The 26,345-nt window shown below is 63.8% G+C and carries 20 protein-coding genes, 1 tRNA gene and 1 pseudogene; 6 read left to right on the forward strand and 16 right to left on the reverse strand.

Translation table 11 applies throughout. From position 1 onward, the window contains the following. Positions 1 to 43 precede the first annotated feature (43 nt). On the reverse strand, positions 44 to 1,456 hold the full coding sequence (locus QK290_RS03730; RefSeq protein WP_282329389.1) for a sulfatase: 1,413 nt from the start codon (positions 1,454 to 1,456) through the stop codon (positions 44 to 46). Further along, the gene (locus QK290_RS03735) at positions 1,446 to 2,891 is read right to left on the reverse strand and encodes a sulfatase-like hydrolase/transferase (RefSeq protein WP_282329390.1); all 1,446 of its coding nucleotides are present in this window, start codon (positions 2,889 to 2,891) and stop codon (positions 1,446 to 1,448) included. The genes QK290_RS03730 and QK290_RS03735 overlap by 11 nt, the downstream gene beginning before the upstream one ends. A 157-nt stretch (positions 2,892 to 3,048) precedes the next feature. Here QK290_RS03735 and QK290_RS03740 point away from each other — a divergent pair, with 157 nt between their 5' ends. Next, a complete protein-coding gene (locus tag QK290_RS03740; protein ID WP_282329391.1) occupies positions 3,049 to 4,242 on the forward strand; it encodes a substrate-binding domain-containing protein in 1,194 nt (397 codons plus the stop codon). Positions 4,243 to 4,297: 55 nt separating this feature from the next. On the opposite strand, the gene QK290_RS03745 is transcribed toward QK290_RS03740, so the two are convergent. Next, complete coding sequence (locus tag QK290_RS03745) at positions 4,298 to 6,694, reverse strand: polysaccharide lyase 8 family protein (RefSeq protein WP_282329392.1); 2,397 nt, start codon at positions 6,692 to 6,694, stop codon at positions 4,298 to 4,300. A 156-nt stretch (positions 6,695 to 6,850) separates the two neighbouring features. Between QK290_RS03745 and QK290_RS03750 the strand changes: the two genes are divergently transcribed. Both QK290_RS03750 and QK290_RS03755 read left to right on the forward strand, forming a co-directional pair. Continuing rightward, entirely contained in the window at positions 6,851 to 7,696 is an 846-nt protein-coding gene (locus QK290_RS03750; RefSeq protein WP_282329393.1) for a sugar phosphate isomerase/epimerase, read from the forward strand. Between the two features lie 156 nt (positions 7,697 to 7,852). After that, positions 7,853 to 7,996 (forward strand): annotated as a pseudogene (locus tag QK290_RS03755) (DUF202 domain-containing protein); the annotation flags it as partial. 50 nt (positions 7,997 to 8,046) lie between these two features. Here QK290_RS03755 and QK290_RS03760 read toward each other — a convergent pair. The 5 genes from QK290_RS03760 to galU form a co-directional block, all read right to left on the reverse strand. Continuing rightward, positions 8,047 to 8,358 (reverse strand): hypothetical protein, encoded by a 312-nt coding sequence (locus QK290_RS03760; RefSeq protein WP_282329394.1) that lies wholly within the window; start codon positions 8,356 to 8,358, stop codon positions 8,047 to 8,049. Between the two features lie 499 nt (positions 8,359 to 8,857). Then, a tRNA-Ala gene (locus QK290_RS03765) sits at positions 8,858 to 8,930 on the reverse strand. Positions 8,931 to 9,056: 126 nt separating this feature from the next. Beyond that, positions 9,057 to 9,959, reverse strand: a complete 903-nt coding sequence (locus QK290_RS03770) for a hypothetical protein (protein ID WP_282329623.1) — start codon at positions 9,957 to 9,959, stop codon at positions 9,057 to 9,059. A gap of 148 nt (positions 9,960 to 10,107) precedes the next feature. Further along, positions 10,108 to 10,725, reverse strand: coding sequence for a GNAT family protein (locus tag QK290_RS03775; RefSeq protein ID WP_282329395.1), 618 nt, complete (start codon positions 10,723 to 10,725; stop codon positions 10,108 to 10,110). A gap of 5 nt (positions 10,726 to 10,730) precedes the next feature. Next, positions 10,731 to 11,636 carry a UTP--glucose-1-phosphate uridylyltransferase GalU gene (galU, locus tag QK290_RS03780; protein ID WP_282329396.1) on the reverse strand — a complete coding sequence of 302 codons (906 nt, stop codon included), beginning with the start codon at positions 11,634 to 11,636 and terminating at the stop codon, positions 10,731 to 10,733. A 108-nt stretch (positions 11,637 to 11,744) separates the two neighbouring features. On the opposite strand from galU, the gene QK290_RS03785 reads away from it, so the two are divergent. From QK290_RS03785 to cpaB, 3 genes are all read left to right on the forward strand, one after another. Beyond that, complete coding sequence (locus QK290_RS03785; protein WP_282329397.1) at positions 11,745 to 12,359, forward strand: 5-formyltetrahydrofolate cyclo-ligase; 615 nt, start codon at positions 11,745 to 11,747, stop codon at positions 12,357 to 12,359. 122 nt (positions 12,360 to 12,481) lie between these two features. Then, positions 12,482 to 12,739 carry an FmdB family zinc ribbon protein gene (locus QK290_RS03790; RefSeq protein WP_282329398.1) on the forward strand — a complete coding sequence of 86 codons (258 nt, stop codon included), beginning with the start codon at positions 12,482 to 12,484 and terminating at the stop codon, positions 12,737 to 12,739. A gap of 98 nt (positions 12,740 to 12,837) precedes the next feature. Then, positions 12,838 to 13,584 (forward strand): Flp pilus assembly protein CpaB, encoded by a 747-nt coding sequence (gene cpaB / locus QK290_RS03795; protein ID WP_282329399.1) that lies wholly within the window; start codon positions 12,838 to 12,840, stop codon positions 13,582 to 13,584. A 19-nt stretch (positions 13,585 to 13,603) separates the two neighbouring features. Here cpaB and QK290_RS03800 read toward each other — a convergent pair whose 3' ends face one another. The 8 genes from QK290_RS03800 to QK290_RS03835 form a co-directional block, all read right to left on the reverse strand. Next, positions 13,604 to 17,710, reverse strand: a complete 4,107-nt coding sequence (locus tag QK290_RS03800; RefSeq protein ID WP_282329400.1) for an AAA family ATPase — start codon at positions 17,708 to 17,710, stop codon at positions 13,604 to 13,606. A 129-nt stretch (positions 17,711 to 17,839) separates the two neighbouring features. After that, positions 17,840 to 19,429, reverse strand: coding sequence for a glutamine-hydrolyzing GMP synthase (gene guaA / locus QK290_RS03805; protein WP_282329401.1), 1,590 nt, complete (start codon positions 19,427 to 19,429; stop codon positions 17,840 to 17,842). 100 nt (positions 19,430 to 19,529) lie between these two features. Beyond that, complete coding sequence (locus QK290_RS03810; RefSeq protein ID WP_282329402.1) at positions 19,530 to 20,030, reverse strand: DUF3817 domain-containing protein; 501 nt, start codon at positions 20,028 to 20,030, stop codon at positions 19,530 to 19,532. Beyond that, positions 20,027 to 20,878 carry an SURF1 family protein gene (locus tag QK290_RS03815; protein WP_282329403.1) on the reverse strand — a complete coding sequence of 284 codons (852 nt, stop codon included), beginning with the start codon at positions 20,876 to 20,878 and terminating at the stop codon, positions 20,027 to 20,029. The genes QK290_RS03810 and QK290_RS03815 overlap by 4 nt, the downstream gene beginning before the upstream one ends. A gap of 50 nt (positions 20,879 to 20,928) precedes the next feature. After that, positions 20,929 to 21,417: a PTS sugar transporter subunit IIA gene (locus QK290_RS03820; protein ID WP_193342065.1), complete on the reverse strand. Its 489-nt coding sequence runs from the start codon at positions 21,415 to 21,417 to the stop codon at positions 20,929 to 20,931. 45 nt (positions 21,418 to 21,462) lie between these two features. Next, the gene (locus QK290_RS03825) at positions 21,463 to 23,202 is read right to left on the reverse strand and encodes a glycerol-3-phosphate dehydrogenase/oxidase (protein ID WP_282329404.1); all 1,740 of its coding nucleotides are present in this window, start codon (positions 23,200 to 23,202) and stop codon (positions 21,463 to 21,465) included. Between the two features lie 137 nt (positions 23,203 to 23,339). After that, entirely contained in the window at positions 23,340 to 24,476 is a 1,137-nt protein-coding gene (locus QK290_RS03830) for a GuaB3 family IMP dehydrogenase-related protein (RefSeq protein ID WP_185261166.1), read from the reverse strand. Continuing rightward, positions 24,473 to 26,335: an ABC transporter ATP-binding protein gene (locus QK290_RS03835; protein ID WP_282329405.1), complete on the reverse strand. Its 1,863-nt coding sequence runs from the start codon at positions 26,333 to 26,335 to the stop codon at positions 24,473 to 24,475. The genes QK290_RS03830 and QK290_RS03835 overlap by 4 nt, the downstream gene beginning before the upstream one ends. Positions 26,336 to 26,345 lie beyond the last annotated feature (10 nt).

The raw sequence follows: 26,345 nt of genomic DNA on the forward strand, positions 1-26,345 counted from the left end.
CCGCGGCGCCAGCAATATCCTCGGCAGCTATTTTCAGTTGCATTTATTCCCCGGTCAGGAGATCTCGGAGTCGGTCTTTGGCCGCCCACGGGTCCCCGACCATCTCCATCTGCTCAAGCAGTTCACGCCCCATCGCCTGAACATCCGCCTGGCGGGAGGGTGCCAGATCTTCCATCTCATAAGGGTCGGATCTAAGATCGTACAGCTGTGAGGAGAGCACAAAGCCGGACGGATGGGCTGGATCGGCGTCACACCTAATAAGTAGCTTGCGACTCAGTGTCCTGAGGCCGCGCGTGCCGGGCCGTCCGTCCTGCGCCGGGGGGCCGTAATAGATGGCTGGGCCAGAGACTGGTTCCGACGTCCTGCTGGTCAAGCGTGAGGAAAAGTCAGTGCCCTGCATTGCCGATTTTGGCTGAGAAGAAAGCCCGGCGAGACCGATAAGGGTCGGGCCTACGTCCACCGAGCTGATCAAGAGCTTGTCGTCAGCACCAGGTGCTATTCGTTCGGGCCAACGGATCAGGAAGGGTAGAGACATGGATTCTTCCCACGGCACATTCTTGAACATTAGCCCGTGGCTTCCAAGCTGCATTCCATGGTCGGAGGTGAAGATAACGATCGTATTTTCGTCTTGACCGCCGTCCTTTAGGGCTGCTAGCAACCGGCCGATCTGCTCGTCGAGCGCGGAGATGGCGGCGAAGTACAAGGGGGCCGCCTGCACTGCTTCCGCAGCGGCGGAGTCCTTGAAGTCGACGTTGGGTCTGTTCAGTAGTTCCCTCGCGGACAGATGAGTGTACCGGCTGCGGTAGGTCGGGGGGGCCAATTCGAACGGTTGGTGCGGAGGGTTGTATGACACCACGAGCGCGAACGGCCCGGAAATGGTTTCTCTTTCCTGGAGAAAGCGCAGGGCAACGTCGGTTTCGTGTTCTACCGACCATTGATCCACGGTTATTTTCTTTTCGCGGGGTGCATCCCCGACCCAGTAGTGGGGGTGCATGTGGTCGTGCGCGGCTCCGTACGAGTACCAATAGGAGAAACCGTGCCTCCGGTCCATGGGTGAGTAGGCGTCCCAAACAGCTCCTTCGCGAAACCCTTCGCCCCAGATGGCGTCCTCTTCCGTGACTGCTTCCAGGTGCCATTTGCCGATATACCCGGTCCGGTAGCCTGCCTCGTCAAGCACGTTGGCCCACGTACCAATGTCAGGTTTGAGGCCGGCGCCGGTGTTGGAGTTGATGTTGACCGGGACGCCGTTGCGGTGGGGGTGCTGCCCCGTCATCAGCATCGCCCGGTGCGGGCTGCAAACAGGATAGTTGCTGACGGCGTGGAGGATGTCTTTCGACTCGGACGCTAAGGAGTTCAGGGACGGCGTGTAGGTGGGATCCTGCCCTCTGAAGCCCAAGGCGCTGTTACGGAATTGGTCTGCGATGATGAACAGGATATTGGGGCGCTCAGTGGACACGGGCTTCCTCCGTCCTCATGCGGTCCCAGTTTGGTGGCGTGAACGCCCCCAACGGGTCGGGCCGGACCGGGAGCGTCTGCCCTGCTCCGACGACGGGAAATTTGCGTCCGTCCGCGTCGCTGCTCTGGTAGGTGTCAAACCAGAGCTGCATGTCGCGGCGCATACGGGCCACACGGGCCTCCTGTTCGACGTCCTGGACGAGGTTGCACCGCTCCCCCGGGTCAGCTGTCAGGTCATACAGCTCATGGGGTCCCTCCGGATAGCGGTGGACGTATTTCCACGAGCTGCTGCGAATCATGCGCACTGGTCCATACTCATCGAATACCACCACCGGCCGGGGCTCGGCGGAAACCTGGGGGTTTCCGCCGAGAAGCTCCGCAAAGGAGTTCCCCGGGCCTTGTTCAAATTCGGTCGGGTCGAGCCCGGCCAGTTCCAGGATGGTGGCTGGAAGGTCGTACGCCGAGAGCAGTTCTTCCCGAACCGTGCCCCGGGCGACTTTGCCCGGGAAGGAAATGATGGCCGGCACTTTTACGGACGAATCGAAGACGTTCTGCGGAAATGTACCGTTTCCCTTGCCCCAGACGCCGTGATGGCCGCAGTTGAATCCGTTGTCGCTGCTGAAGATGACCAGCGTGTCGTCCGTCAGTCCCAACTCCTCCAGCTTCTTCAGTACTTGGCCTATGCCCGCATCCATTGCGCTGACCGCGGCAAAATACCCCACCAGGGCTGCCCGCACGTCAGGTTCACCTCCAATGGGTACCCCGTCGACCGTAGGAGTCCACGGATGCGTGGTCTCTTGGGGGCAGCTTTCAAACGCACAGTCGTCGTATAGTCTTGTGAATTCAGCGGGGTGCTGGCCCTTCCAGGGTTTATGTGGAGCGGTGTAGTTAAGCGCCAGGAAGAACGGCGAATCCTGGCCCGCGGCACGTTCGATAAAGCCCACCGAGTCAGCCGTGATGGCATCCGTCAGGTACCCACTGACGATCTCTTCGGTGCCGTTCCTGTACATGGTCGCCCCCCCGTAGGCACTGCCTCCTCCGGCCAACGCGAACCAATGACTGAACCCACCGCGCGCCCGGTCGTTGGCTCCCAAATGCCACTTCCCTGACAGTCCCATGTAGTAGCCATTCTCGGCGAGCTCATCGGTAAAAAGCCGCTGTTCCCGCAGATAGTCGGGGGCGTCCGGGCCGGTCTCCACTCCATGCAGATAGTCATGCACGCCGTGACGGGAGGGGATCTGACCAGTCATCAAACTGGCCCGCGCCGGAGAACAGACAGGCGAAACGCAGAAGAAGTTGTTCAGGCGGACCCCGCCTGCAGCGAGGCTGTCCAGATGGGGTGTGTGGATTTCATCATTTCCCGCGCACCCCATCGCCCATGCCCCCTGGTCGTCGCTGAGGATCAGCAGGATATTGGGTCTCGGATGGTGGATCATTACGCTCCTAGAAGGCTGGTCGTTGCAAACCACTTCTATCGCGCTCATAGAAGAGGAATAAAGACCAACTTCGGCGTTCGTGATCCGTTTGGGCACAAAAGGACCGAGCTAAACGCACAGATTCGCGAATTACTCCTGAAATCCACCTTCATTGATCATGCATTATAAGAACATGACCAGTAGTCGACGGAAGTTTTTATCGGATCAGGGCCTGCTTCGTGACATCCCGAAACAGGGTTTGAAGTTCCAAGACCTGAGTGAGGAGCTGAGGCGGGAAATCTTGGCAGGGACCTGGGCGGTCGGAACGAAACTGCCCACGGAGCAGCAACTTTCCCAAGAGACGGGGCTGTCCCTGACGACAGTCCGACGTGCTTTTGAGGACCTAGTCAGCAAGGGCCTGGTGATTAGGCGCCAAGGCGCCGGGAGCTTCGTGGCAACGCCGCCGTCCCATGGGGTGAAAAAGGCTCGCCACACGATCGGTGTGCTGTTGCCGGACACACAGCTGTACTACCCCACTGTGCTTCAAGGTATTGAAGAGTATTTGACCTCGCAGGGGGCGAACCTGCAGCTGTCGACTTATCACTACGATCTGTCGCGGGAGAATTCCAGTATCGATTTTCTTCTGAATGCGGGGGTGGACGGACTGCTACTGGTACCTACCCTGACGGGTATTCCCGATCCGCGGAAACGTGTCGCCGAACTACTGGATCTTCCGGTGCCTGTCGTGCTGTTGGAGCGCAGCCTGAATGATCTGGGGGCTGCCGATCGGACCGAACATGTCTGCTCTGACCATCAAGGCGGCGCCTATGATGCGGTTAATTACTTGGCTGGACTGGGTCATCAGCGCATTGCTCTGCTGACCCGGGCCAATCAAAGCGGCAAAAGCAGCAATCCGACTCAGGCTGCGGTCATGGCAGGGTTCCGGAACGCTGTGGCGGACCTGCGTCTATATACGTCGGGTACGGAAGTGCCGATTTTCAGTGCGACGAAACCGGTCTGGGAGGCCGATCAGGCCGAGGCGATGTTTGCTCTGCTACGCCACAGTGGCGCATCGGCTGCCCTGGTATTTGGCGATCGGGAAGCGACTTTACTCCAAGGCGCCGCTACACGTGCGGGCTTAAGAGTTCCCGAAGATTTGGCGCTCGTCTCCTACGACGACGAAATGGCCGATATTGCCCCGATACCGCTGACGGCGGTATCGCCCGCCAAACACCGACTGGGAGTGATGGCTGCCGAGGTGCTGCTTCGCAGATTGAAGGAGGGCGACGCCTGTCCGATCTACCAGGTCCGCCTGCGCCCGAGGATCGTGGTTCGGGAATCCTGTGGGGGCAAAAAGACCGGCAAGCGGTAGTCGATGGCAGGAGGGACCACGCGCAGGCGGCGGCCCTCCTGCCATCGGAGGTGAGCTATTCCTCGGCTGATAGTTCGAACTGCATCGACACCCCAGCACGGCCCGCGGTTTCGACTGCAAGAGTGATGAAGCCATCAGGTTCCTGGATCAGGGAAGCGCCTTGGCCTTCCACAATCCGGTAACTACGCTTGGTCCTCAGCCGCAATGAGAGCATGGGGGCGGCCTGCGTCGGGTCGCTGACAGCGATGCTGAGCCGGTCGCCCACTTCTTTGATGACCACGCAGGCGGGTCCCGAGACGGCCAGATCCCCCACGGCTCCCGGCCGCCAGAAGGTTGCTGCTGTCGTTTTTTCCTTCTTGAATCTGACGGCCTGCGCCACTTCGTCGTTCCGGAGGACGGTGTGGAAGGACTGTCCTGACAATGCTGATGTCCTGTCGGCCGATGCGCCGGGAGCTACAAGATACGCGTACGACGCGGCCTCGGCGCCCTGCCCGTGAGTGAAGTAGAGGGTTGCATAGTTCCGGGTTTTCCTGGCTGTGCTGCCCTTGGCGTTGACCTCGGACCATGAACCCTCCCGCTGTTCCCGCAGCACGTGCAGCGGCGCGGCGTCCAGTACGATGTAGCCTCCAAACCCCTCAAGGTGGACCCACCGGTCCCCCGTCAGGACTTCCTGGCTGCCGATGGTGGCGGAGATGGTCCCCGCAGCCGTCCTCATCGCGTTCGAACCGCTGTGAAGGTTTCGGTGATCGACCACGGTTTCGATCACCGAGGCCGAGGCAGTCCGAATGTCCGCACCGAGACACACCATTACGTCCTGGCTGACAAACCACGATTTTCGGGCCCGCAGACCTGTTCCTCCAGGGCCGATAAGGTGCTCACCCACCGCTGCAACTTCGCCATAGGCTGCCGACCCGGTCCATTCATTCGCAGGTGTGGCCGCACCCCATTCGCCCTCCGCCTTGTCCGGCAGGGGGGTCGTGTCCACAGTGATGCCGGGGAGTCGGCTGTAATTCGCCGTGGCCCAGTACGCGTCGTCGTACTGGGCAAGATCCGCGTCGTAGATGTAAGTCATTCCTGAACCCGTGTGGTAGCCGCGGTTGTTCTCGCCGTTACCGCACTCGTACCATGCGATGCGGTTACTGGCCATTGCCGTGGACAGGGTCCAGCCCTGATTGTGATGCATGGTGCGGTCCATGGCGGGAAACAGATAGTGGCCGCGGGGAAGATCTGTTGGTTTGAGTTCCATGGCAAACAGCTCTTTGATAAGGGCGGTTCTGGGCACGCTGGCATCCGCGAGGATTGCGGCGTGAGAGTTCTTGGCGATCCAGGCCTGACACAGGCTCCGCCATCGCCCGGCAGCCAAGGGATCCACCGCACGGGCAAGAAGCAAAATGGACTCGATAGTGCTTGCCCCAAGGTCAAAGCCCGTGTTGGCTTCCCTGCTGATACTCCTGCCACGCACGGAATCCGCCATAGCACCAGCAACCATAAACGGCGCAAAAGAGCCTTCAACTGTGTTGAACAGGATTTCGCGGCTGGGGTCCGCCACTTCTGCCCCGGTCCCGCCGAGGAGGGCGAACAGTTTGGACAATCCGGTCAGCAGGACGACACCGTACGAACCGGTGTACGGGGTTGTGCTGTGCTGGATGAAGGAACCGTCAGTGAAGAAACCATTGCCGCTGGAAACGTACTGCCACACGTCGCTGAGACCCGCGACGGCGTGGGTCAGTTTCTCCGGGTTGTCATCCACCAGCGACCGGATAATGATCGCCTGGCAGAGATCCACACGGTTCGCCCCGACGGAGGTGATCTTCCCACGCTGTGGCGGAAACTGCTGCCACGGGTCCGGAACAAAGTGGTCGATAGCGGCGCAGTATGCCGTCCGCTCGGCCACCGTCAATTCCGCATGAAGCAACACCATGGTGTCCGCCAGGGCTTTAGGGGTGCCGATCTCCCACGACCACCAATTTCCCTGTTCTTCCTTCGTCTCGTTGTAGCAAAGGGAGTTCGCATCGGCGAGGCCGGCCCGGATCGCGGCCAGCAGGCCTTTGTCTGCGTAGTGTGCAGACCCGGGTGTGGCCCATGCCGTCGCCAAGGTTGCCAGACGCGTATGCGTCGTGACCAGATCAGCATTTTTGGCAAGGCTGAGATCGGAGAACACGGTGGAACGTCCTGCGGAGTGGTCAAGCAGATCAATCGCTGTCCGTGCCTTCTTGTCCAGCGTGGCCAGGGCCTTGACGAAGTCACTGTCACCGGCCACGATCGTCCGCCTGCCCGTGATCTGGTCCACCCACTTTTGCCTCAGGCCGGCAAAATCCGATGGTGAAAGTATCGCGTCCGAGGCGTCGTCCGCGTGGGCAGTCCCGTGAAAGAAAGCCAGGAGCAGGCCCGACAGGGCCGCGCCTCCTGCACCCTTGAGGGCAGATCTCCGGGAAAATTCTGGGGTCATCATTTGTTCTCCTCAGTCCGTCGAGGTTCCGCCGTCATTGCCGGAACTCTGCATTGGAGCAACACAACAGCAGGGTGAGGAGAGGAATAAAGAAGTAGCAACTTGGCCCCTGGATGTTCAACAATGAAACGCAACCGCCGAACGATTCAACGGAGTTACATGCGTATTGCGTTTTCAACCCTGGGTTGTCCCGAGGCCAGTCTGGAGCAGGTGATAGCGCTTGCCAGCGAGCATTGCATCGATGGGGTGGAGGTCAGGATCCACGACGGCGGCATCGTCAGCGGAACCATGGACCGTTCGGCTCGGGAGCAGGTGCGCGCCGCAATCTCCCGTGCGGGCCTGGCCGTCCTGAGTCTGGGAAGCTACATCAAGGTTTGCCATCCAGGTCCGGATGAGCTGGTAGTACGCCAACTCCGCAGTGCACTAGAGCTTGCCGCGGATGTGGGAGCTGAAGCCGTGAGGGTTTTCCCGGGCGCCGGCATGGATCCGACGACTGATTTCTATGGCGAAGCTGTGACAGAGCTGGAACTGCGGGGTGCGTCGCGTCTGGCTGCAGCGGCCCCGCTTGCTGAGCAACTGGGGCTCAAGCTGCTTTTAGAGACCCACGACTCGCACCCCCGGGGTGTCGATATTGCCAGGATCCTCTCCCCTTTCGGCGCAGGGGCGCCCACAGGGGCCATCTGGGACGTGATGCATCCGTGGCGGTTCGGCGAAGACCCGGCCGATACGCTTCACAGCCTGGGCGGGCAGTTTGAGTACGTCCAGTTCAAGGATGCAACCATGGACAGGCAGACGGGAGAGCTGACGATGACCCTGCCCGGCGCCGGGGACATACCGCTGCGGCGGATTCTGGAACTGATCATAGCTCAGACGCCCACAGGCGCCGGGACGTGGATCTCGCTGGAGTGGGAAAAGGCCTGGCATCCGGAACTGCCTGGGCTATCCGAGGCACTTGTCGCTTTGCGGGCTGTCCTCGGCCGGTCGGAATCTAATCCCAGCCTCTAGGAGTCCCCCGGCAGCACCGGGCAATTGCGGACCGCCGTCGCAACACTGCCGGATCCTGCCGAAACGGGGACATCGTGATCATCGGGTGGAAGTCCCCCGAAACCGCCCGGTGTCCCGGTGTTGTAAAGGCAGGGCCCAGTCGCACGTAGGAGGGCCATCGCAAGCCGTCTCCTGGGCGGGGAAAGCGTGCCGCACCCCCGCTTCACGCTTGCCAATGAACGCACCTTCCTGGCATGGGTCAGGACATCACTGGCTTTCCTGGCCGGCGGCATCGCGATTGAGGCGTTCGCAGGCGACCTTTTGGTAGGACCGGCGCCGCCAATGGGGCAGCTCGGTGCCGGGAGGTACTCTTAGCCTCCGCTGACGGCGCCGTACTGGTAGGTCCGGCCCGGTTTCGGGGCAAGGACCAAGTCGCCTTCGCTGATGCCCTCGCAGGCCGCCCAATGGTTTCCCGTCGACAGGCCCGCAGAGATCTTGGATTTATCCGGGTACATGTCCAGGAAGACGCTGTTCATTGCACGGCGGAAGGCCTCTGCTCCGCTGCCCAGATGGGGCTTAATGTCGTAGTCGCCGATGAAGTCAACGCCAATGTAGCCGGACTGAAGCATCTCTTCTGCGTTCCTGCCGCGCGTGCCCTGGCGGACTACCCATGCTGTCGTCATTGCGCTCCATGCTTGCTGGCCCATTGCGGGCTCATCAGTGTCTCCTTGAACGTATCTCATGCGGAGGCAGGTACTCGCCCACAGCGTCCCCTAATGTGGAGGCAAATGGCGCTGCGGTGCCAGGACTTTCGAGGGGGACGCATGGGCCAGGAACAGATCGCCAACAAATTCGAGGCAGCGTGGAGCGTGTTCGCGCAAACGTGCGGGCACTTCTGGGCGCCCGAGCCCTTGTACCAGGCGTGGTTCGTGCACTACCTGATCTCGCAGTTCGGTATCGACCGGGTCGCCCGAGGGCCGCTCATTCACATCAAGAACTTCTCCGAGTCCCCGTTGAAGACCAAGGTCGGCGACGGTGAGGTCCGGACCCACGTAGTGGTTACCAGGACGCTGGGCATCATGATGCCCCATTACGCGAACCGGCTCGGCAAAGCTTCTGATCTTTCAGGTCTCGGGCTGCTGAAGAAATTGGCCGTCATCAGTGGTCAGAGGGCCTTCGATGTGGAGCTAAGGAGATTCGAACTCCTGACCTCTTCGATGCGAACGAAGCGCTCTACCAACTGAGCTATAGCCCCGGAACAGTCCACCTTCCCTGATGAACGGCGGTACCGGTGACCTTAGGCTACAAATTTTCGTCCCGCATTGCGAATTGACACTCCGCACCCGGACTGGCAAACGGCGTGGACTGCCCTGGCAAGCTATCAGGCGCGGCGGCGCTGCAGGACGTCGTCGAGGTTGCTCAGGGCGCTCTGCGCCTTGGTGAGAGGCTTCGCGGCGGGCGCGGTGGGCGCGGCAGCGGGAACGCCCTGTTTCAGGGACGGCCTCCCGACGGCTTTGGGTGCCTCCGGAAGATCAAGCGGCTGGGGAGCCGGGCGCTCTGCCTTGGCGGCTTCAACATACACCGGCTTCGGCACGTCTACCGGTTCCCAGGTGGTCTTGGCCGGTTTCAGCGATACGGCGGCGCTGGCATCACCGGCGGCAACGGCCACAGCCAGTGCCGCTTCCCGGAGTTCCATTGCAGTCAGGGGCTCGGGCTTCGGCTTGGGCTGATGGGCCTCAGCGTCAAAGAGCCGGCTTTCCGGTCGGGGGGCGGGACGGTCCGCTGCATCCGTGGCGACGGATCCTGAACGCTGCACGGGGGCACTCATCGCTGAGCGAAACGCGGCGTTGACCTTCGCTTTGCGGTCCCGGACAGCCAAGGTCCGGAGCACCGCCACAGCTGCGACGGTGGTGGCCAGACCGGCCACCGGCAGCAGCGCGCTTCCGATTCCGAACGGCAGAAGAACACCCGAAACAAAGGCGGTCAGCAACGCTAGGACACCAGCGAGGGCGATCCCAGTCCTGCCATAGCGGATCCGGAACGCGCCGCGCGTCGTCGCGTTGCCGGACGTTTCCGTGGCGGTTTCGGGGCTCTTCCTGATCTCCATGGCTTTCTCCTGCTGGGCGGCGATGTTCATTACCGTTCCGGCTCTCGGGTCCGATGATTCAATGGCTGGTACGTCCGCCAGGAAGTCGCCAGCGGCCTGGGCCTGGTGCCGGCGGTTCCGCAGAACGTAGGGCGCAACCCACACGATCCAGAGCACAACGGCAACCACAAGGATCACTGAGCTGCTTAGGGGGAAGTCCACAATCAAAACCGTATGAGCATTAGGGCAGCCGTCCCCGCATTAGCCACGGTGTGTCGCCCGCAACGTGGCAATTCATTGGATTTATGACCTTGGAAGTACCCATGGGCGGTTCAGATCCGGCGGTTCAGGACCGGGACGCGAGCCACCGCGCGAGCAGCCCCCCCGGGACCTCGTCAGCGGTCAGCGCGAAGGACCGGTGGTCCGCCCACTCCCCGTTGATGTGAAGGAAGCGTGGACGGTGGCCTTCGTCGCGGAAGCCCAGCTTCTCAACCACGCGCAGGCTGGGGCCATTCTCGGGCCGGATGTTGATCTCCATCCGGTGCAGGCCCATTGCCTGGAAACAATGGTCCGTGGCCATGGCCACCGCCGTGGGCGCAATGCCGTGACCGGCGCGCGCCTGGTCAACCCAGTACCCCAGCGTGGCCATCATGGCCGAACCCCACACAATCGAGGACACAGTCAGCTGGCCAACGATGACCGGGGCGGCCAACCTGGGCGTGCGCTCAGTGATCAGGAACGGCAAGGCCGTCCCCTGGGCGGCCTGGATTTTCAAGGACCGCACCATCCGCCGGTAGTCAGGCAGCGCACCGCCGGGTGCCGGGTTGGATGCTTCCCAGGGCGCTAGCCACTCGCTGTTGCGCCCACGGACCTGGGTCCATTCCTTCTTATCCCGATACCGGATGGGGCGCAGGATCAGGTCGCCGCATTCGAGTGTTACGGGCCAGATGGGTCCGGGGCGCACGGCAGTTATTTAGCGAGGCCGGCTGCGAAGCCCGGCAGCCATTCCCGCAGGCCTGGGCCGAGGTCGTCGCTGTCGATGGCGAGCTGGACGCAGGCCTTGAGGTAGCTGAGCTTGTCGCCGGTGTCGTAGCGGCGGCCGCGGAAGACCACGCCGTAAACTCCGTGGCCCTCGCCTTCGCCGGCAGCCAGTTCCTGCAGGGCGTCCGTCAGCTGGATTTCCCCGCCCCGGCCCGGGCCGGTGCGCTCGAGCACGTCAAAAACTGCCGGGTGGAGCACGTAGCGGCCAATGACGGCCAGGTTGGAGGGCGCCTCCTCCAGACTGGGCTTTTCAACGAGCTTGTTGATCCTGACATAGCCTTCACCGTCGATCTCCTGCACGTCGGCACAACCGTAGGCACTGATCTGGGAGGGGTCCACCTCGATGAGGGCCACCACAGATCCGCCGGTCTTGGACTGGACGTCGATCATGGTGCTGAGAAGTTCGTCCCGGGCATCGATCAGGTCATCACCGAGGAGGACAGCAAACGGTTCATTGCCAACGTGCTGCTTTGCACGCAACACTGCGTGGCCCAGGCCGTTGGGGTCGCCCTGCCGGACGTAATGGATGTCACCGAGGTTGCTTGCTGCCTGGATGGACTCAAGTTTGGCGAGGTCGCCTTTGGCTTCCAAGGTGTCCTCCAGCGAAGGAACCCTGTCGAAGTGGTCCTCCAGGGCACGCTTGTTGCGTCCCGTGATCATCAGGATGTCGTTCAGGCCAACGCTGACGGCTTCTTCAACCACATACTGGATGGCCGGCTTGTCCACCACCGGGAGCATTTCCTTGGGCATGGCTTTGGTGGCCGGCAGGAACCTGGTGCCCAGTCCGGCAGCGGGAATAACGGCCTTGCGTACTGTCTGCTGAGTGGTAGTCACTGGACTAATCTAACGGAGGGGCTGATCATTCAGTAATTATTGGTGGCTCCAACGCCAACGGACCGCAGCGACTGCAACGTCCACAGGGAACGGCAACCAAGGAGCGGCATGTCCGAAGAAAGCAGCGCAGCCAAGGCGGACATCCGCGCACGCCATCGTGCGCGCCGTGCCGCGACGGATCCCACCCACCGCGACGCCGCCGGTGCCGCCCTGGCCGTCCACGGCGTTGCCTGGGCTGAGCAGCTGACCGGCGGGACGCCGTCGATCTTTTGCGCATACCTGGGCGTAGAACCCGAACCACCCACGCTGCCCCTGATCATCGAACTCCATCGGCATGGCCACACAGTCCTGCTCCCTGTCTGTGAGTCCGGCCGCCGGCTCAGCTGGACGCAGTGGACCCCCGGCGTGGAGTTTGTCCGCAGCCGCTATGCACCGGTGCTGGAACCGTCCGGACCTCGCCTTGGCCTCGGCATCATGACGTCTGTTGCCGCACTCTTCATCCCCGCCACGGCCGTGGACAGGGACGGCAACCGCATCGGCCAGGGCGGAGGCTACTACGACGTCCTGCTGGGCTCCCTTGGCCGGGACGGACTTGAGATCCCGATAGCGGCCGTCGTCTTCGATGCCGAACTGCTTCCGGCCGGACGCATTCCCGCCGAAGACTTTGACCGGAGGGTGCCGGCTGCCCTGACGCCGTCAGGTTTGATCCGGCTACCGGACTAAGCCTGACGGAGGGCTACTTTCCGGGGGTGATAGAATTGGCACTCAGGCCCTGCGACTGCTAATGGACGGTTTGCGTTCATCGCGGCACAGGACCTCTCGTTTGCCCCCGAGGAGGATCACCAGTGCCCACTTATGCTTACGCCTGCAAGGATTGCGGCCACGCCTTCGACGTTTTCCAGTCGTTTACCGACAGCACCCTCACGTCATGCCCGGAGTGCCAGGGCGCCTTGCGCAAGAAGTTCAACAGCGTGGGCGTGGTCTTCAAGGGCTCCGGTTTCTACCGGACCGACTCCCGGGATGCCAAGGGAAGCACCGTTTCGGCTGCCCCTGCCGCCCCCGTGGCCGCGCCGGCGCCTGCCACGGCCGCTGCCGCCAGCTGACCTCCGTCTAACAAGACGTACGACGCCGGCGGCTCGGTTTTCCACATAGGCACCTTCGCTTCTGTCGGACTCCGCTGCCGGTACGTAGCGTGGTTTGCATGCCCGCTACTCTCTTTCGTTCCAGCCGCGGATCCGCCCCGCCGGGACGCCAGGTCCGCCGTCCGCTCCCGTCAGCACGCCCCCGCGCCGTGCGTGGCCATAGGCTGTTAGCCTGGCTGGGCCGGAACCGGCGCCTTGCGATAGCGCTCCTGCTGTGCCTTGCTGCGGGGATCACGGTCCATCAGCTCACTCCCCCGCCCGCCGATACTGTCCCGGTGTTGGCTGCGGCGCGGGACCTCCCCGCAGGCACGGCCTTGTCGGCCACGGACATGACCGCGACGAAGATCCCGCCGGGGATGCTGACCGCCGGGGCCATCTCCCACACCGGTGAAGCCGCGGGAAAACAACTGGCAGCCCCTTTGCGGAAGGGCCAGCTCGTGACCGACACCCTGCTGCTGGGACCCGGCCTGCTGACCGGAACGCCGCCGGGCTCCGCAGCCGTGCCCTTGAGGATGGCCGATCCTTCCTCCATCCAGCTCGTATCGCCCGGGCAACTGGTCAACGTGGTACTAACCGGGGCGAACGGCTACGATCAGCAGTTCCCCTCAGAAGTGCTGGCAACGGCCGTTCCCGTCCTGTGGACATCAGGACAGGGCGGCAAGACGGGTCAGTGGTTGGGCACCGGCGAAACCGACGGGCTGATTGTCGTGGCTGCAGCCCCGGAGCAGGCTGCGCGGCTTGCCGGGGCCTCCACCCAGGGCAAACTGTTTTTCGTCCTGGTGGGACCCGAAGGCATCGCGGGGTGAAGCCGTTGCAGCTTGGAGGTCAGCCCCAGTGCGGCGGCTTGTTTTCCTTCAGCCACGCGTCGTGATCGTTGTCCGGGCCGTCGCCCCAGCGCTTCGGGTCATCCTCCGCAGCCTTGTTGGGCAAGATACCTGCTGCCCCTGGCACCTGGCGGTCCGGCGCAGCGGCCGTCCCGTCAACTGTCTCATCCGGCTGGTCGTCACCGCGCGTCTCGGCCTGATCGGCATTCCGTGACGTCACAACAACCGCCTCCTCACTGGCCAGGCGTCCGGCCTGGTCTTCGTTCCTGTCGTTTCCAATATTTCCCAGCGCGAGCGAGTCCATGTCCTCGTCAAAGAATCCGCCCGAGGCAGTGCCTCGTCCGGGCGGCAGAACATTCTCGAGGCCCAGGTAACCCGCGATCCGGTCCGCGCAAGCGGACGGGTCTGTGAAGACTTCGATGGTCCACAGCGGCATGTACCGCCAGCCCATCCGTTCCAGCAGCTGAGGGCGGAGCCGGCTCCGCTCACGGACACTCATGGTGCGGTATTGCTCCGTGCCATCCGACTCGATGGCCACCGGCCGCGGAATATCGGCGTCGTCCTGGCCCATGGTGCTGAGCGGGTCTGCTGCGGCCACGACGTCAATCACGCCGTCGTACTGGTGCCAGACTCGGGCGCCGCGGGCACGCAGCCGGTCTCCCAGATCGGCCACGAGGGGATCGGCCCCCAGCGCCTGCTCGCTGGCAGCCGCACGCGAGGCCGGGGTACCGAGATCGGTCTTTCCGGCAATTTCACGGTTAAGGAGCTCGTAGAAGTCCACCGCCCCGAAGGACAGCCGCGTGTGGTCAAGGTCCTCGGGCTGGAAACACGTCAGTACGTGGAGCGATCGGCGGGCACGCGTCATGGCCAAAGCGAACTTTTCCCGCCCGCCCTCAGCCGACAGGGGTCCGAAATTGTGCAGCGCCCGGCCATGCGGAGTGCGGCCGAAACCGGGTGAGAAGATCACGTGGTCACGGACCAGGCCCTGCGCACGCTCAAGGTCAACCACCCGGAAGGACTCGGATCCTGCGCTGAAGAAACTGGCCAGTCCCGGGTGGTCCGGGAGCTGAAGACGGATTGACTCACCAATCCGGGCAGCATGGCGCAGGCTGGCGGTGACCACTGCCAGCGACGTGCGCGGCCGCGTCCGGGCGTGCTCAAAGACCAGCTGGACCACGCGGTTAACCTCGGCCACCACGGATTCCACGCCTTCGCGGTCGGCGCTGGGCAGCCCAGTGCCGTCGGGCAGGTACTCGACCAGGAGCGCCCTGTCCAGTCCTGTGGCCGACTGCCCCTCCGGGAGCCTGCGGAGCGCGCCGTCGTAGGAGTTCTTGCTCAGCTGCAGGACCAGGTCCTCGTCAACCGCGCGGTAGACAAAATTCAACCGCCAGACAGGCAGGACCGCAGACAGCGCCGAATACGCGCTTTCGACGCGATGGTGGGCCGCCTCACCGGCGGCCAGCCGCTCAACACCAACAGTGAAAGTCCGGGGGCTGGCAATCTTGGCATCACCGAAGGCAATGACCTGCCCGGCCCGGGCGATGGCAGGCAGGACGGCCTGCAGCGACGTCGCTTCGGCGTCCAGGATGACCACGGCGTCGAAGTGCTGTTCGGCCGGCAAGAGCCCGGTCATGAGGTATGGGCTGACCGACCAGACCGGCACCAGCATGGGAACCAGCTCGGCGGCCTGGGCCGTCAGCGCCGCGAGGGTAACCCTGCCGTCCTTGAGCAGGCTCCTGAGCAGCTGGGCCTGGCGCGGGTGTTCCGCAAGCGCGGCCCCCCACCGTTCGGACAGTTCCCAGCGCAGGCGCGCGGCGCCGCTGGCAATGTGAGCGTTGTCCGCGAGCCGGTACTCGGCCTCAAGCTGCCGGAGCGCGTCCCCGTCAGACATGGCGAGGTAATCGTCGCCGCTGATCATCGCTTCCAGCGCGGACTGCCACCAGGCCAGTTCAAGCTCCGCTGCGACGGAACCTGCGGGAACCTCCCGGTCCGCAAGATCGGCCAGGAGCTCCCCCAGGCCGTGCTCGCGCATGTTTTCCACGAGCAGCGTGCGCTCGGGAAGCGTTTTGAGCGTGTGGGTGTCGGCCACGAGCCGCTCCAGCCGCTTCATGAGTTCCTCATAGCGGGCCGTTGCCAGCGAGCCACCGGCCTGTGTGTGCCGGAGGGCCTCGCCCAGCTGGGTCAGTTCCCGGTCCAGCGACCGGTACATCACATTCATTTCGGCAAGGCCCGAGGGGACGGCCGGGTGGCGCTGTGAGGTGGCGTACCCGGACCAGAGTGCACGCTGCTCCTGCACCAGCACCAGCGAGCTGTGGAGATCACTGATGTGGACGCCCGGGCGGACGTACTCTTTCGCAACCCGGCGCAGGCGGGAACGCTGCATGGAGGCCATGTCTACGTTCCGCTCCCGGCGCCAGGCGGAGGACGCCGTGGCGGAAATGAGATCGTTGACCGGCCTGTCGAAGATGTCCGGTGTGAACTTATCGAGGCTTTCGCGGACAGCCATGAGGAGTTCGAGCTGCTCCCCCCACTCCGAGAAGGACAAGCCAAGACGGATTTCGGCATGTTCGGCCGCGCTGTTCATCCGGTCACGCAGAATAGGCAGGTTCTTCGCCACTGACCGGGCGAGCTCCTGGGCTTCCTCGGTCTCCTTACGGGTGAGCAGCCGGGCGCCGTGCCACGGGCTGGCGGTGGACGCGCGGCTGAAGCTGCCAAGCTCGGCGGCGCGGCGGAGCCGGCCGGCGAGCTCATTGCGATCGCGGATGCTGTCCAGCACACTGCGCTTGAGACGCACGGTGGTGGCGGGAGCCGGATGGATGGAAGTCAGCTCGGCCAGTGACTGCATGGCCTGATACGGCGAACAGCCCCAGCGCTGGCGCACGTTATGCAGGGACGCCACGTGATCCATCAGCGCGTGCCGGTGCTCAGTTAGGGTCCGGTGGAGGTTCCCCAGCTGCGGCTCAAGTGACTTTTCGTTCCGCACGATGGCCCGCACCAGCTGGGCCTTGAGCTGCTGGGGGGTGGCTGTGCCGGAGAGCTGGAACAGGATGGATCCAAGTCCAAGCGATTCCAGTTGTGCCGATACTTCGTTCAGGCTGGCCCGGCGGTCGCCTACCACCAGGACAGACTTGCCCGCATCCACCAGGGCACCGATGGTGTTGATGGCCGTCTGGGTCTGTCCTGTGCCCGGCGGGCTGCTGACCACCAGGGAGTCTCCAGCACGGGCGGCATCTATAACGTATTGCTGGGCCGGATCGGCGTCGAGGAGGAGCAGTTCGTCGTCCGGGTGGCGAGTGTCCACACTCGGGAAGCGGGAGGGGTCCGGCACGGGTACGTCAATCACCCCACCGCCGGCCGCCTTGGCCAGGGCGGCGACCAGCGGGTTGCCCTCATTGATCCAGGGATCATCCAGGTTGCCGGAAAGGTCCGCGAAAGTGGACACCAGCAAATTGTGCTGGGCTTCGGCGCCGTGGATGGGCCGGATAAGCGTTGCGAGCCTGTCCAGGACAGGCTGGGGATCGAAGCGCGCGGTGCTGTAAGCGAGGCGGGTCACGGCGTTAACGTCAAAAACAATGCCGTGGACAGTCTTCAGGTGCCGGACCAGTGCCGGGTTGATGTTGGCCTGCTCGGTGAGCTGCAGTTCGTAGTCGTCCTCACCCGGCCGGACCGTGAGCGAAATTGCCGTGAGCATCACCGGCGCGGAGATGCGCTGGGGTTTGCCGCCAACGGCGGAGGTCCACACAACGGTGCCTGCGGACAGGTAACCGGCATCAATGCCCCGGTCATTTCCGAGTTCGAAGATTTTGGAGCGGATGTTCCGCGATGCCCGGGCCGCGACGACGTACTGTTGGTGGTCGCGGATGAGTGTGGACAACCGTGTGCGGCGGCCGGCCATCAGCTGGGCCAGACCGGACGGGTGCGCATGGGTCAGGTCAATGGAACCTTCGGGGGTCTTGGTGAAACGCAGCATGGTGTCTGCCCCGGTGACGGGTTTAAGCCCGGACAGCCATTTTCCAAGCTCCTCAGAACCCTCCGGGTGGCCTTGACCAACTGACACTACTGCCTTCTTTTCTGCGTTTGCACGTGACGCCCTGGACCATACCGGCATACTTTCGAGCGTAGCCGCAAAGAAGCCGGGATGAGAGACCGCAACACTGGATCAGGCCAAATTGCCGTGGATTTCAACGGATGACAACAATGGCCGGCCTCCGCTGACGGAGACCGGCCACTCACACTGCTATTCCCACTCGATGGTTCCCGGCGGCTTGCTGGTCACGTCCAGCACCACCCGGTTGACGCCTTCCACCTCGTTGGTGATCCGGTTCGAAATCCGGGCCAGGAGATCGTACGGCAGGCGGGACCAGTCCGCCGTCATGGCGTCCTCGGACGAAACGGGACGCAGCACAATCGGGTGGCCGTACGTGCGGCCGTCACCCATGACGCCGACACTGCGCACGTCGGCCAGGAGGACTACCGGCATCTGCCACACCTCGTTGTCCAGCCCGGCTGCGGTCAGCTCGGCGCGCGCGATGGCGTCCGCCTTGCGGAGCAGGTCCAGGCGCTCCTGGGTGATGTCGCCGACGATGCGGATTCCCAGTCCGGGGCCGGGGAACGGCTGGCGCCCGACGATTTCCTGGGGCAGGCCCAGCTGGGCGCCCACGGCGCGGACCTCGTCCTTGAACAGTGCGCGGAGCGGTTCAACCAGTTCGAACTGCAGGTCCTCGGGAAGGCCACCGACGTTGTGGTGACTCTTGATGTTCGCAGCCCCTTCGCCGCCACCGGATTCGACGACGTCCGGGTACAGCGTGCCCTGGACCAGGAACTTGATCTTCTCGCCGTGGGCCGCGGCCTCGGCGATGATGGCCAGCTCGGCCTCTTCGAACGCGCGGATGAACTCGCGGCCGATGATCTTACGCTTGGTTTCCGGATCGCTGACGCCGGCCAGGGCCGACAGGAAGCGCTCCTGCTCGTTGGCTACGTACAGCTTGACGCCGGTGGCGGCAACGAAGTCGCGTTCCACCTGCTCGGCTTCGCCTTCGCGCAACAGGCCGTGGTCAACGAACACACAGGTCAGCTGGTCGCCAACGGCCCGCTGGACGAGCGCCGCCGCAACGGCAGAGTCAACGCCGCCGGAGAGCCCGCAGATAACCCGGGCGTCACCGATCTGCTCACGGATCCGGTCCACCTGCTCCTCGAGGATGTTCCCCGTGGTCCAGTTGGGCTCCAGCTTAGCGCCCTTGAACAGGAAGTTTTCCAGCACCTGCTGGCCATAGGCCGAGTGCTTGACCTCGGGGTGCCACTGCACGCCGTAGAGGGCCTTCTCTTCGTTGGCGAAGGCAGCCACTTCAGCGCCGGCCGTCGTCGCCAGCACTTCGAAGCCTTCGGGGGCCTCGTGCACAGAGTCGCCGTGGCTCATCCAGGTGTTCTGGTGCTGCGGCATCCCTTCGAGGACGGAGCGGCCCTCACCGAGGATGGTGGTTGCGGTGGAGCCGTATTCGCGCAGGCCGGTCTTGTCGACCTTCCCGCCCAAGGCATTGGCCATGGCTTGGAAGCCGTAGCAGATGCCGAAGACCGGAATGCCGGCCTCAAACAGGTCGGCGCCGACGGCGGGTGCCCCGTCCGCGTAAACGCTGGAGGGACCACCGGAAAGGATGATGGCGGCGGGGTTCTTGGCCAGGAGCTGCTCGGTGGTGAAGGTATGCGGAACCACTTCCGAATACACATTCGCTTCCCGGACGCGGCGGGCAATCAGCTGCGCGTACTGGGCACCGTAGTCAACAACCAGCACCGGCTTCTGGGAGGTCTGGGATGCAGTGGGAGTAGTCACCGCACTAGCCTACTTTGCGGCATCGCCCTGCCGCACATTCAGGACCGTGGGTGTGACGCAGTGAACGTCCGACGGCGGGATTTCCCCACCGCTGCAGCGTTCAGTAGCGCTGTGTGGCCTGGGGGTTCGCAGCCAGTTCAGCCTCCACCTCGGCGTGGAACTTCTTCTCCACGATAAAGGACAGGAAAGGCACCACGCCCCCCAGTGCCAGGAGGATCAGCTTCATAAAAGGCCACCGCATCAGCGACCACAGGCGGAAGTTGGAGATCAGGTACACCACGTACATCCAGCCGTGGAGGATCAGCACGGCGACGGAGATGTTCGCGCCGCCCTCCACGCCCTTGGGCTCGGCGTCGGCGAAACCCAGGCCGAAAGGCTGGCCCGTGACGGCGCTGGTGCCGCCGGCAAAAAGGTACTGGCCAAAGGCGTAACGTGCGATGAGCTCGGCGCAGAGCAGCAGCAGCATGGCGCCGGTGAGGTACGCCAGCACCTTGTAGAACTTCAGCGCGGACCGGATCTGCCGCTCGGTACCGCCGAAGCGGCGCTTCTTGCCTTTGCCCTGCGCAGGACCCTGCTGGATGGCCGGTTTCGGTTCGATCATGGCTTTACCTTTTGTTGGAGCTGTTCAGAAGTTGCTTCGGCGGGCGGAGCATCATGGTGAGGATTGTCGTCGAGTTCCTCTTCGAGGTCCCGCCGGTAGTCGTCCTTCACGAGGCGCCACCAGATAAACAGGGCGAAGCCGGCGAACACCACCCATTCGAGCGAGTAGAAGAGATTGAGCCAGTTGACTTGCTGGGCGGGCGGCTGGGGACCGATTTCCAGGGGCTTCAGGGCTCCGTCAACGGCCGCCGCGGACAGGTCGGACCCGGCGGCCAGTTCCGAGGTCGCGGCCACAAATCCCGGGTACATGCTGACGTCCCAGTAGTTGATGAGTTCGGCAACCGACACGGCGGTGGCGCGTCCGGCGTCCGGCGCGATGGAAGGCAGCGGCGATTCAGACGGCAGCAGCCGTCCGGTCAGGTTCACAATGCCCGACGGCGGTGCGCCGGCGTCGTCGGGATCTGCCACCCAACCGCGGGCTACGGGAATCCAGGTCTGCGGGGAAGCAGCGACACCGGTGACCGCGGGCGCTCCGGTCACGGCGAAGGCGGAAACCACCCAGTAGCCGTTCTCGCCATTCTTCAGGCGCTCTGGCACCAAGACCTGTTTGGCTGGGTCGTAGGATCCTTCGGCGGCGACCATCTGGTCTGACACTGACCCGGGGAAAAATGCTCCGGGGACAAGCGTCTCCGTCAGCACCCTCACGTCCTCGGTGCCGGGATTCACCGCAACCTCGGGCTGCGTGGAGCGCCCGAACTGCCACTGGCTAAGCAGGACAAACACCCCGGAGACGGCGATCGCGAAGACCAGGCCTGCGATCCATCGGGGCTTAAGGGCTGTTTTCCACACGTCTTAACCGTACTTCGTTCCTCTGTAGAACAACTAATAGCCCCCGATCGCTAGTGATCGAAGAACACCAGGCTGGAGTTGATGAGTTCAGCGATGACTTCGGCATCGTAGGCCCGGCGCAGCGACTCCCGAAAGGATTCCTTGGACAGGGAGCGCGCCAGCGTGGCCAGGACTTCGAGGTGATCGGAAAAGGAGCTTGCCGGGGTGGCGATCAGCAGGATGACGGTGGCCGGACCGTCAGCGGCACCGAAGTCCAGGGAGTGGCCGTATTTGGTGATGCCTACGGCGATGGACGTCCGCGAGACGAATTCGCTGCGGGCGTGCGGGAGCCCGATCCCGCCCGGCAGGCCGGTGGCGAGCTGGTGTTCGCGGGCGTTGACGTGCTCCAGGAACCGCGGCAGGTCTGTGACGCGCCCGGCGGCGAAGAGGCGTTCTGCGAGTTGCGCCGCGGCGTCCGACTTGCCCGTTGCTTCCAACTCCAGAATCACCAGATCGGACGTGGTGAGATCGGCATCGTACCGGTCAAGTGGTTCCGCCAAGGCGTATCCCTTCAGTCAGGAGAAATGCTGGTACGCGGTGCCGCCTCAGCGCAAAGGGACAATGTCCTCCACACCCAGCCGTGCGGCGTCGGCCGATTCGTCGTCCGGCTGCTGCTGGCTCAGCCGTTCAGCTTCAACGCGTGCTATGTAGTGCTTTATTTCGCTTTCGCGTTGTACATCGCTCCAGCCAAGGACTTCGCCCATAAGTTTAGCGACAACTGGCACCGCCGATACACCACGGTCCCAGGCTTCGATGGAAATGCGTGTCCGCCGGGTCAGGACGTCATGGACGTGCCGGGCGCCTTCGTGGGTTGCGGCGTATACGGCTTCGGCCTGCAGGTAATCGTCAGCACCGGGCAACGGCTCAGCCAATTCGGGATTCCGGGCGATGATGTCCAGTACCTCCGGAGTCATGGACCCGTAACGGTTCAGCAGGTGCTCCACCCGGGCCACGTGTACGCCGGACTCGTCGGCGGTCCTGCTCCTGCGGTTCCAGGCCGCCTTGAATCCGCCGGCCCCGAGCAGCGGGATAGTTTCGGTGCAGCTTGCCGGTACCCGCTCATCCATGGTGCGGGTGGCCTCGTCCACTGCGTCCTTGGCCATAACCCGGTAGGTGGTCCATTTGCCGCCGGCCACCACCACCAGGCCCGGTACGGGGTGGGCCACGATGTGTTCACGCGACAGTTTCGCTGTGGAATCATTCTCCCCCGCCAGGAGGGGGCGCAGCCCGGCGTAGACGCCTTCAACGTCCTCCCTGGTCAGCGGGCGTTTGAGGACCCGGTTGACGTGCTCGAGGATGTAGTCGATGTCCTTGCTGGAGGCCGCAGGGTGGGCCTTGTCGAGGTTCCACTCAGTGTCCGTGGTGCCGATGATCCAGTGCCTGCCCCACGGAATAACGAAGAGCACGGACTTTTCGGTGCGCAGGATCAGCCCCACCGTGGACTGGAACCGGTCTCGGGGCACTACGAGGTGGATGCCCTTGGACGCCCGGACCTTGAGCTGCCCCCGGTCCGTGACCATCGCCTGGGTTTCGTCAGTCCATACACCTGTGGCGTTGATGACCTGCTTGGCTTTGACGTTGAAGTGCGTACCGTCTTCGTGGTTGACCACTTTGGCCCCCACCACGCGTTCACCTTCCCGCAGGAAGTCCACCACCGCCATCTGGTTCACCGCATGGGCGCCGTAGTGTGCGGCCGTCCGGACGAGGTTTGCCACGTACTTGGCGTCATCCACCTGGCCGTCGTAATAGCGGATGGAGCCCACAAAGGCGTCTTTTTTCAGGCTGGGGGCGGCTCTGAGGGTGCCCCGCCTGCTGAGGTGCTTGTGGAACGGCACGCCGCGGCTGTGCCCGCCGGTAATGGACATGGCGTCATAGAGTGCGATCCCGGCGCCCACATAGGGCCGCTCGAGGAACGGTTTGGTCAGCGGATACAGGAACGGCACGGGCCGGGCCAGGTGCGGTGCCAGAACCGAAAGAATCAGGCCGCGTTCGTGCAGCGCTTCCTTCACCAGGCCAAAATCCAGCATCTCCAGGTAGCGCAGGCCGCCGTGGATCAGCTTGGAGGAACGCGACGACGTGCCGGCCGCCCAGTCGCTGGCTTCCACAATCGCCACACTGAGGCCTCGGGTCACGGCGTCCAGCGCCGCTCCGGCGCCCACAATGCCGCCGCCGACAATCAGGATGTCCAGTTCGTTGCCGGGTTCCGAGGTAGCCCTGAGCCTGGCGATCGATGCTTCCCTGGCCGCGGGACCAAGGACCCCGCCTTCGTTTGGAACGTTGTTCACTGAACGCCTCCCTTGCCGCTGCTGCCGGTAGTTAATCCACACTACTTCTTTGCCGCCCGGTTGGGCAGGGCAGGGTCCACCGACGGAGGGGCTCCGGATGGAATCGGGGGCGGCGGCCGTTAATCAATGAGCGGGCGTCAGTTACCGGTGTAAGGAGAAACTACGACGTCGACGCGCTGGAACTCCTTGAGGTCCGAATAGCCGGTGGTCGCCATCGAACGGCGGAGTGCGCCGATCAGGTTGGACGTGCCGTTAGTGTGGTGGCCGGGCCCGAAGAGCACCTCTTCGAGCGGTCCGACGGTGCCGACGTTGGCGCGGTCCCCACGGGGAAGCTCCAGGTGGTGGGCTTCCTGGCCCCAGTGCCAGCCCTTGCCGGGGGCTTCTTCGGCGCGGGCGAGGGCGCTGCCCAGCATCACGGCGTCGGCGCCCATGGCAATTGCCTTGACGATGTCACCTGAGGTGCCCATGCCGCCGTCGGCAATGACATGGACGTACCGGCCGCCGGACTCGTCCATGTAGTCACGGCGTGCGGCCGCAACGTCGGAGATGGCGGAAGCCATGGGCGAGTGGATGCCCAGGGCGCGCCGGGTGGTGGCGGTGGCTCCGCCGCCGAAGCCGACCAGGACGCCGGCGGCGCCGGTGCGCATGAGGTGCAGGGCGGGCGTGTAGCCGGCCGCGCCGCCCACAATCACGGGGACGTCCAGTTCGTAGATGAACTGCTTGAGGTTCAGGGGTTCGTGGTCTTTCGAGACGTGCTCGGCTGACACTGTGGTGCCGCGGATGACGAAGATGTCGACGCCGGCAGCCACCACGGTTTTGTAGTGTTCCTGGGTGCGCTGCGGAGTCAGCGAACCGGCCACCGTGACGCCGGCGGCGCGGATCTCGGCGAGGCGGGACGTGATCAGTTCCGGCTGGATGGGGGCACGGTACAGCTCCTGCATCCGGCCGGTCACCGCGGGGCTGTTGACCTCGTCCTGGAGGGCCGCGATCTCGTCAAGGATGGACTGCGGGTCCTCGTAGCGGGTCCAGAGGCCTTCGAGGTCCAGCACGCCGAGTCCGCCCAGCCGGCCCAAAGCGATGGCCGTCTCCGGGGACATCGCCGAATCCATGGGGGCGGCAATCACGGGCATGTCGAACTTGTAGGCATCGATCTGCCAGGAAACGGAAACGTCCTTGGGGTCGCGGGTACGACGGTTGGGGATAATCGCAATGTCATCCAGGGAGTAGGCACGACGCCCACGCTTGCCACGGCCGATCTCGATCTCGTAAGTCACTGCTCTAGGTTATCCTCCACGGCTGTCAACTGCGATTCGAACATCCTGAAGTAGCGGCCGCGCAAGGCCACCAGCTCCTTGTGCGTCCCCTGTTCCACAATCTGACCGTCTTCGAGCATGTAGACAATGTCGGCCTTCTCAATGGTGGCGAGCCGGTGGCTGATGGCAATGATGGTGCTGCTGCGGTCCGCGAACAGCCGGGTGAAGATCCGGTGCTCGGCCAGCGCGTCAATGGCAGATGTCGGCTCGTCCATCACCATGAAGGTGGCGTTGCGGTAGAAGTTCCGGGCCATCGCGAGCCGCTGCCACTGGCCGCCGGAGAGCCCGCTCCCCTTCCGGCCGCGCGGATCCTCCATCCAGTTGCTGACGTAGTTATCCAGGCCGTTAGGCAGCTTATTGATGAACTCCAACGCTTCGGCGTCGCTGGCCGTCCGGCGGATCCGTTCATCATCCCGGGGCGACTCGACGTCGCCAAAGCGGATGTTGTCGGCGGCAGTGGCGAACTCGTACTTCAGGAACTCCTGGCTCAGCACCGCCAGGTGGCGGTGCCAGGACTTCACGTCGACGGCGGCGAGATCGACGCCGTCGAGCATTACCTGCCCTGAGTCCGGCCGGTAGAGCCCGGCGAGGATTCGGATCAGGGTGGACTTTCCGGCACCGTTCTCACCTACGACGGCGATGTGCTGGCCCTCGCGGATAGTCATGTTGATGCCGCGGATCACCTCGGTGTCGCTGCCCGTGTAGGTGAAGCGGATGTCCCGCAGCTCCACTGTTTTGGGTCCCTGCAGCAACGGCGGCGAATGGTCCGAACGCACCCGCATGGCCATAAACAGCTCGTAGTCCTTGAGGTTGGCAAGGTCCTCGTCAATCGAGCTGAGCGAGGAGACCAGGCTGTTGGCTGTGGACAGTGCGCGGCTGACGATCTGCTGGACATAGAGGAACTGGCCCACAGGCTGGGAACGGGCGATGATCTGGCCCACCACCCAGATCAGGGAGATCACCTCGGCGCCGTACTGCAAGGCATCGGCGGCGAGCTGCTTGGGAATATAGCGCTTCTGGAAGTCCAGGCGGCGCCGCTCATCAGCATCGCGCAGGCGGGAGCGGAGATCCATCAGGTAGCCCACGATCCCGTAGAGCCGCATCTCGGCGATGTGCTGCGGGCGGAGCAGGTTGGTCTCGATCATCCGCCGCTGCCGGCGGGAGTCCACCTGCGTGTTCCAGTGCGCGATCTGTTCGCGCGAGAGCTTGAACTGCAGGTAGACGCTGGGCACGATGGCCACCAGGACAATCACCGCAATCCACCAACTGACCAGAAGCAGGGCTCCCACGGCCAGGATCACCGAGACCAGCTGGGTGAAGATGGCCGCGATCCGGTCCAGCACGCGCGCATAGGAATCAGAGAACCGCTTGGCCCGGTCGTAGAGGTCGACCGTTACTTTGTCGTCGTACCGCCAGAACTCAAGGACCAGGAACCGCTCATACATCTGGTCGCCCACAATCGCGCCCACCCTGAAGCTCATGAGCTGCTGGATGTAACGGTCCACGCTGCTGAAGCTGCCCCAGAAGAGCCCCAGGGCAGCCGTGATGATGACGTACACAATGGCCTGCTGGCCTGCTGCGGAATCACCGGAATAAGCGGCAGCCAGCGCCGTGGTGGTCAGCGCTGCGAAGTAGGTGGTCACCAATGGCAGCGTCGCCGAAATGAGCGAACCGACTACTTTCATCACGACGGCGGCCGGCGAGGCCCGGAAGCTGACCCGCAGCACCTGCGCCACAGCCCCGGCGTAAGGCCTCAGGGCCAACCGCCGCTGGGGGTCCCTTTTTGGGTTCAGCTCGGCGGGATGGCGTGGTTGGGACATGGCTCCAGCC

It is taken from the genome of Pseudarthrobacter sp. AL07 (assembly GCF_029960665.1).
Classification (GTDB): domain Bacteria; phylum Actinomycetota; class Actinomycetes; order Actinomycetales; family Micrococcaceae; genus Arthrobacter.

Coding starts and splice junctions, on each gene's coding strand:
- QK290_RS03735 (WP_282329390.1), bottom strand. CDS start 2,891: ATGATCCACCATCCGAGACCCAATATCCTGCTGATCCTCAGCGACGAC.
- QK290_RS03740 (WP_282329391.1), top strand. CDS start 3,049: ATGCATTATAAGAACATGACCAGTAGTCGACGGAAGTTTTTATCGGAT.
- QK290_RS03745 (WP_282329392.1), bottom strand. CDS start 6,694: ATGATGACCCCAGAATTTTCCCGGAGATCTGCCCTCAAGGGTGCAGGA.
- QK290_RS03750 (WP_282329393.1), top strand. CDS start 6,851: ATGCGTATTGCGTTTTCAACCCTGGGTTGTCCCGAGGCCAGTCTGGAG.
- QK290_RS03760 (WP_282329394.1), bottom strand. CDS start 8,358: ATGACGACAGCATGGGTAGTCCGCCAGGGCACGCGCGGCAGGAACGCA.
- QK290_RS03785 (WP_282329397.1), top strand. CDS start 11,745: ATGTCCGAAGAAAGCAGCGCAGCCAAGGCGGACATCCGCGCACGCCAT.
- cpaB (WP_282329399.1), top strand. CDS start 12,838: ATGCCCGCTACTCTCTTTCGTTCCAGCCGCGGATCCGCCCCGCCGGGA.
- QK290_RS03800 (WP_282329400.1), bottom strand. CDS start 17,710: ATGCCGGTATGGTCCAGGGCGTCACGTGCAAACGCAGAAAAGAAGGCA.
- QK290_RS03810 (WP_282329402.1), bottom strand. CDS start 20,030: ATGATCGAACCGAAACCGGCCATCCAGCAGGGTCCTGCGCAGGGCAAA.
- QK290_RS03835 (WP_282329405.1), bottom strand. CDS start 26,335: ATGTCCCAACCACGCCATCCCGCCGAGCTGAACCCAAAAAGGGACCCC.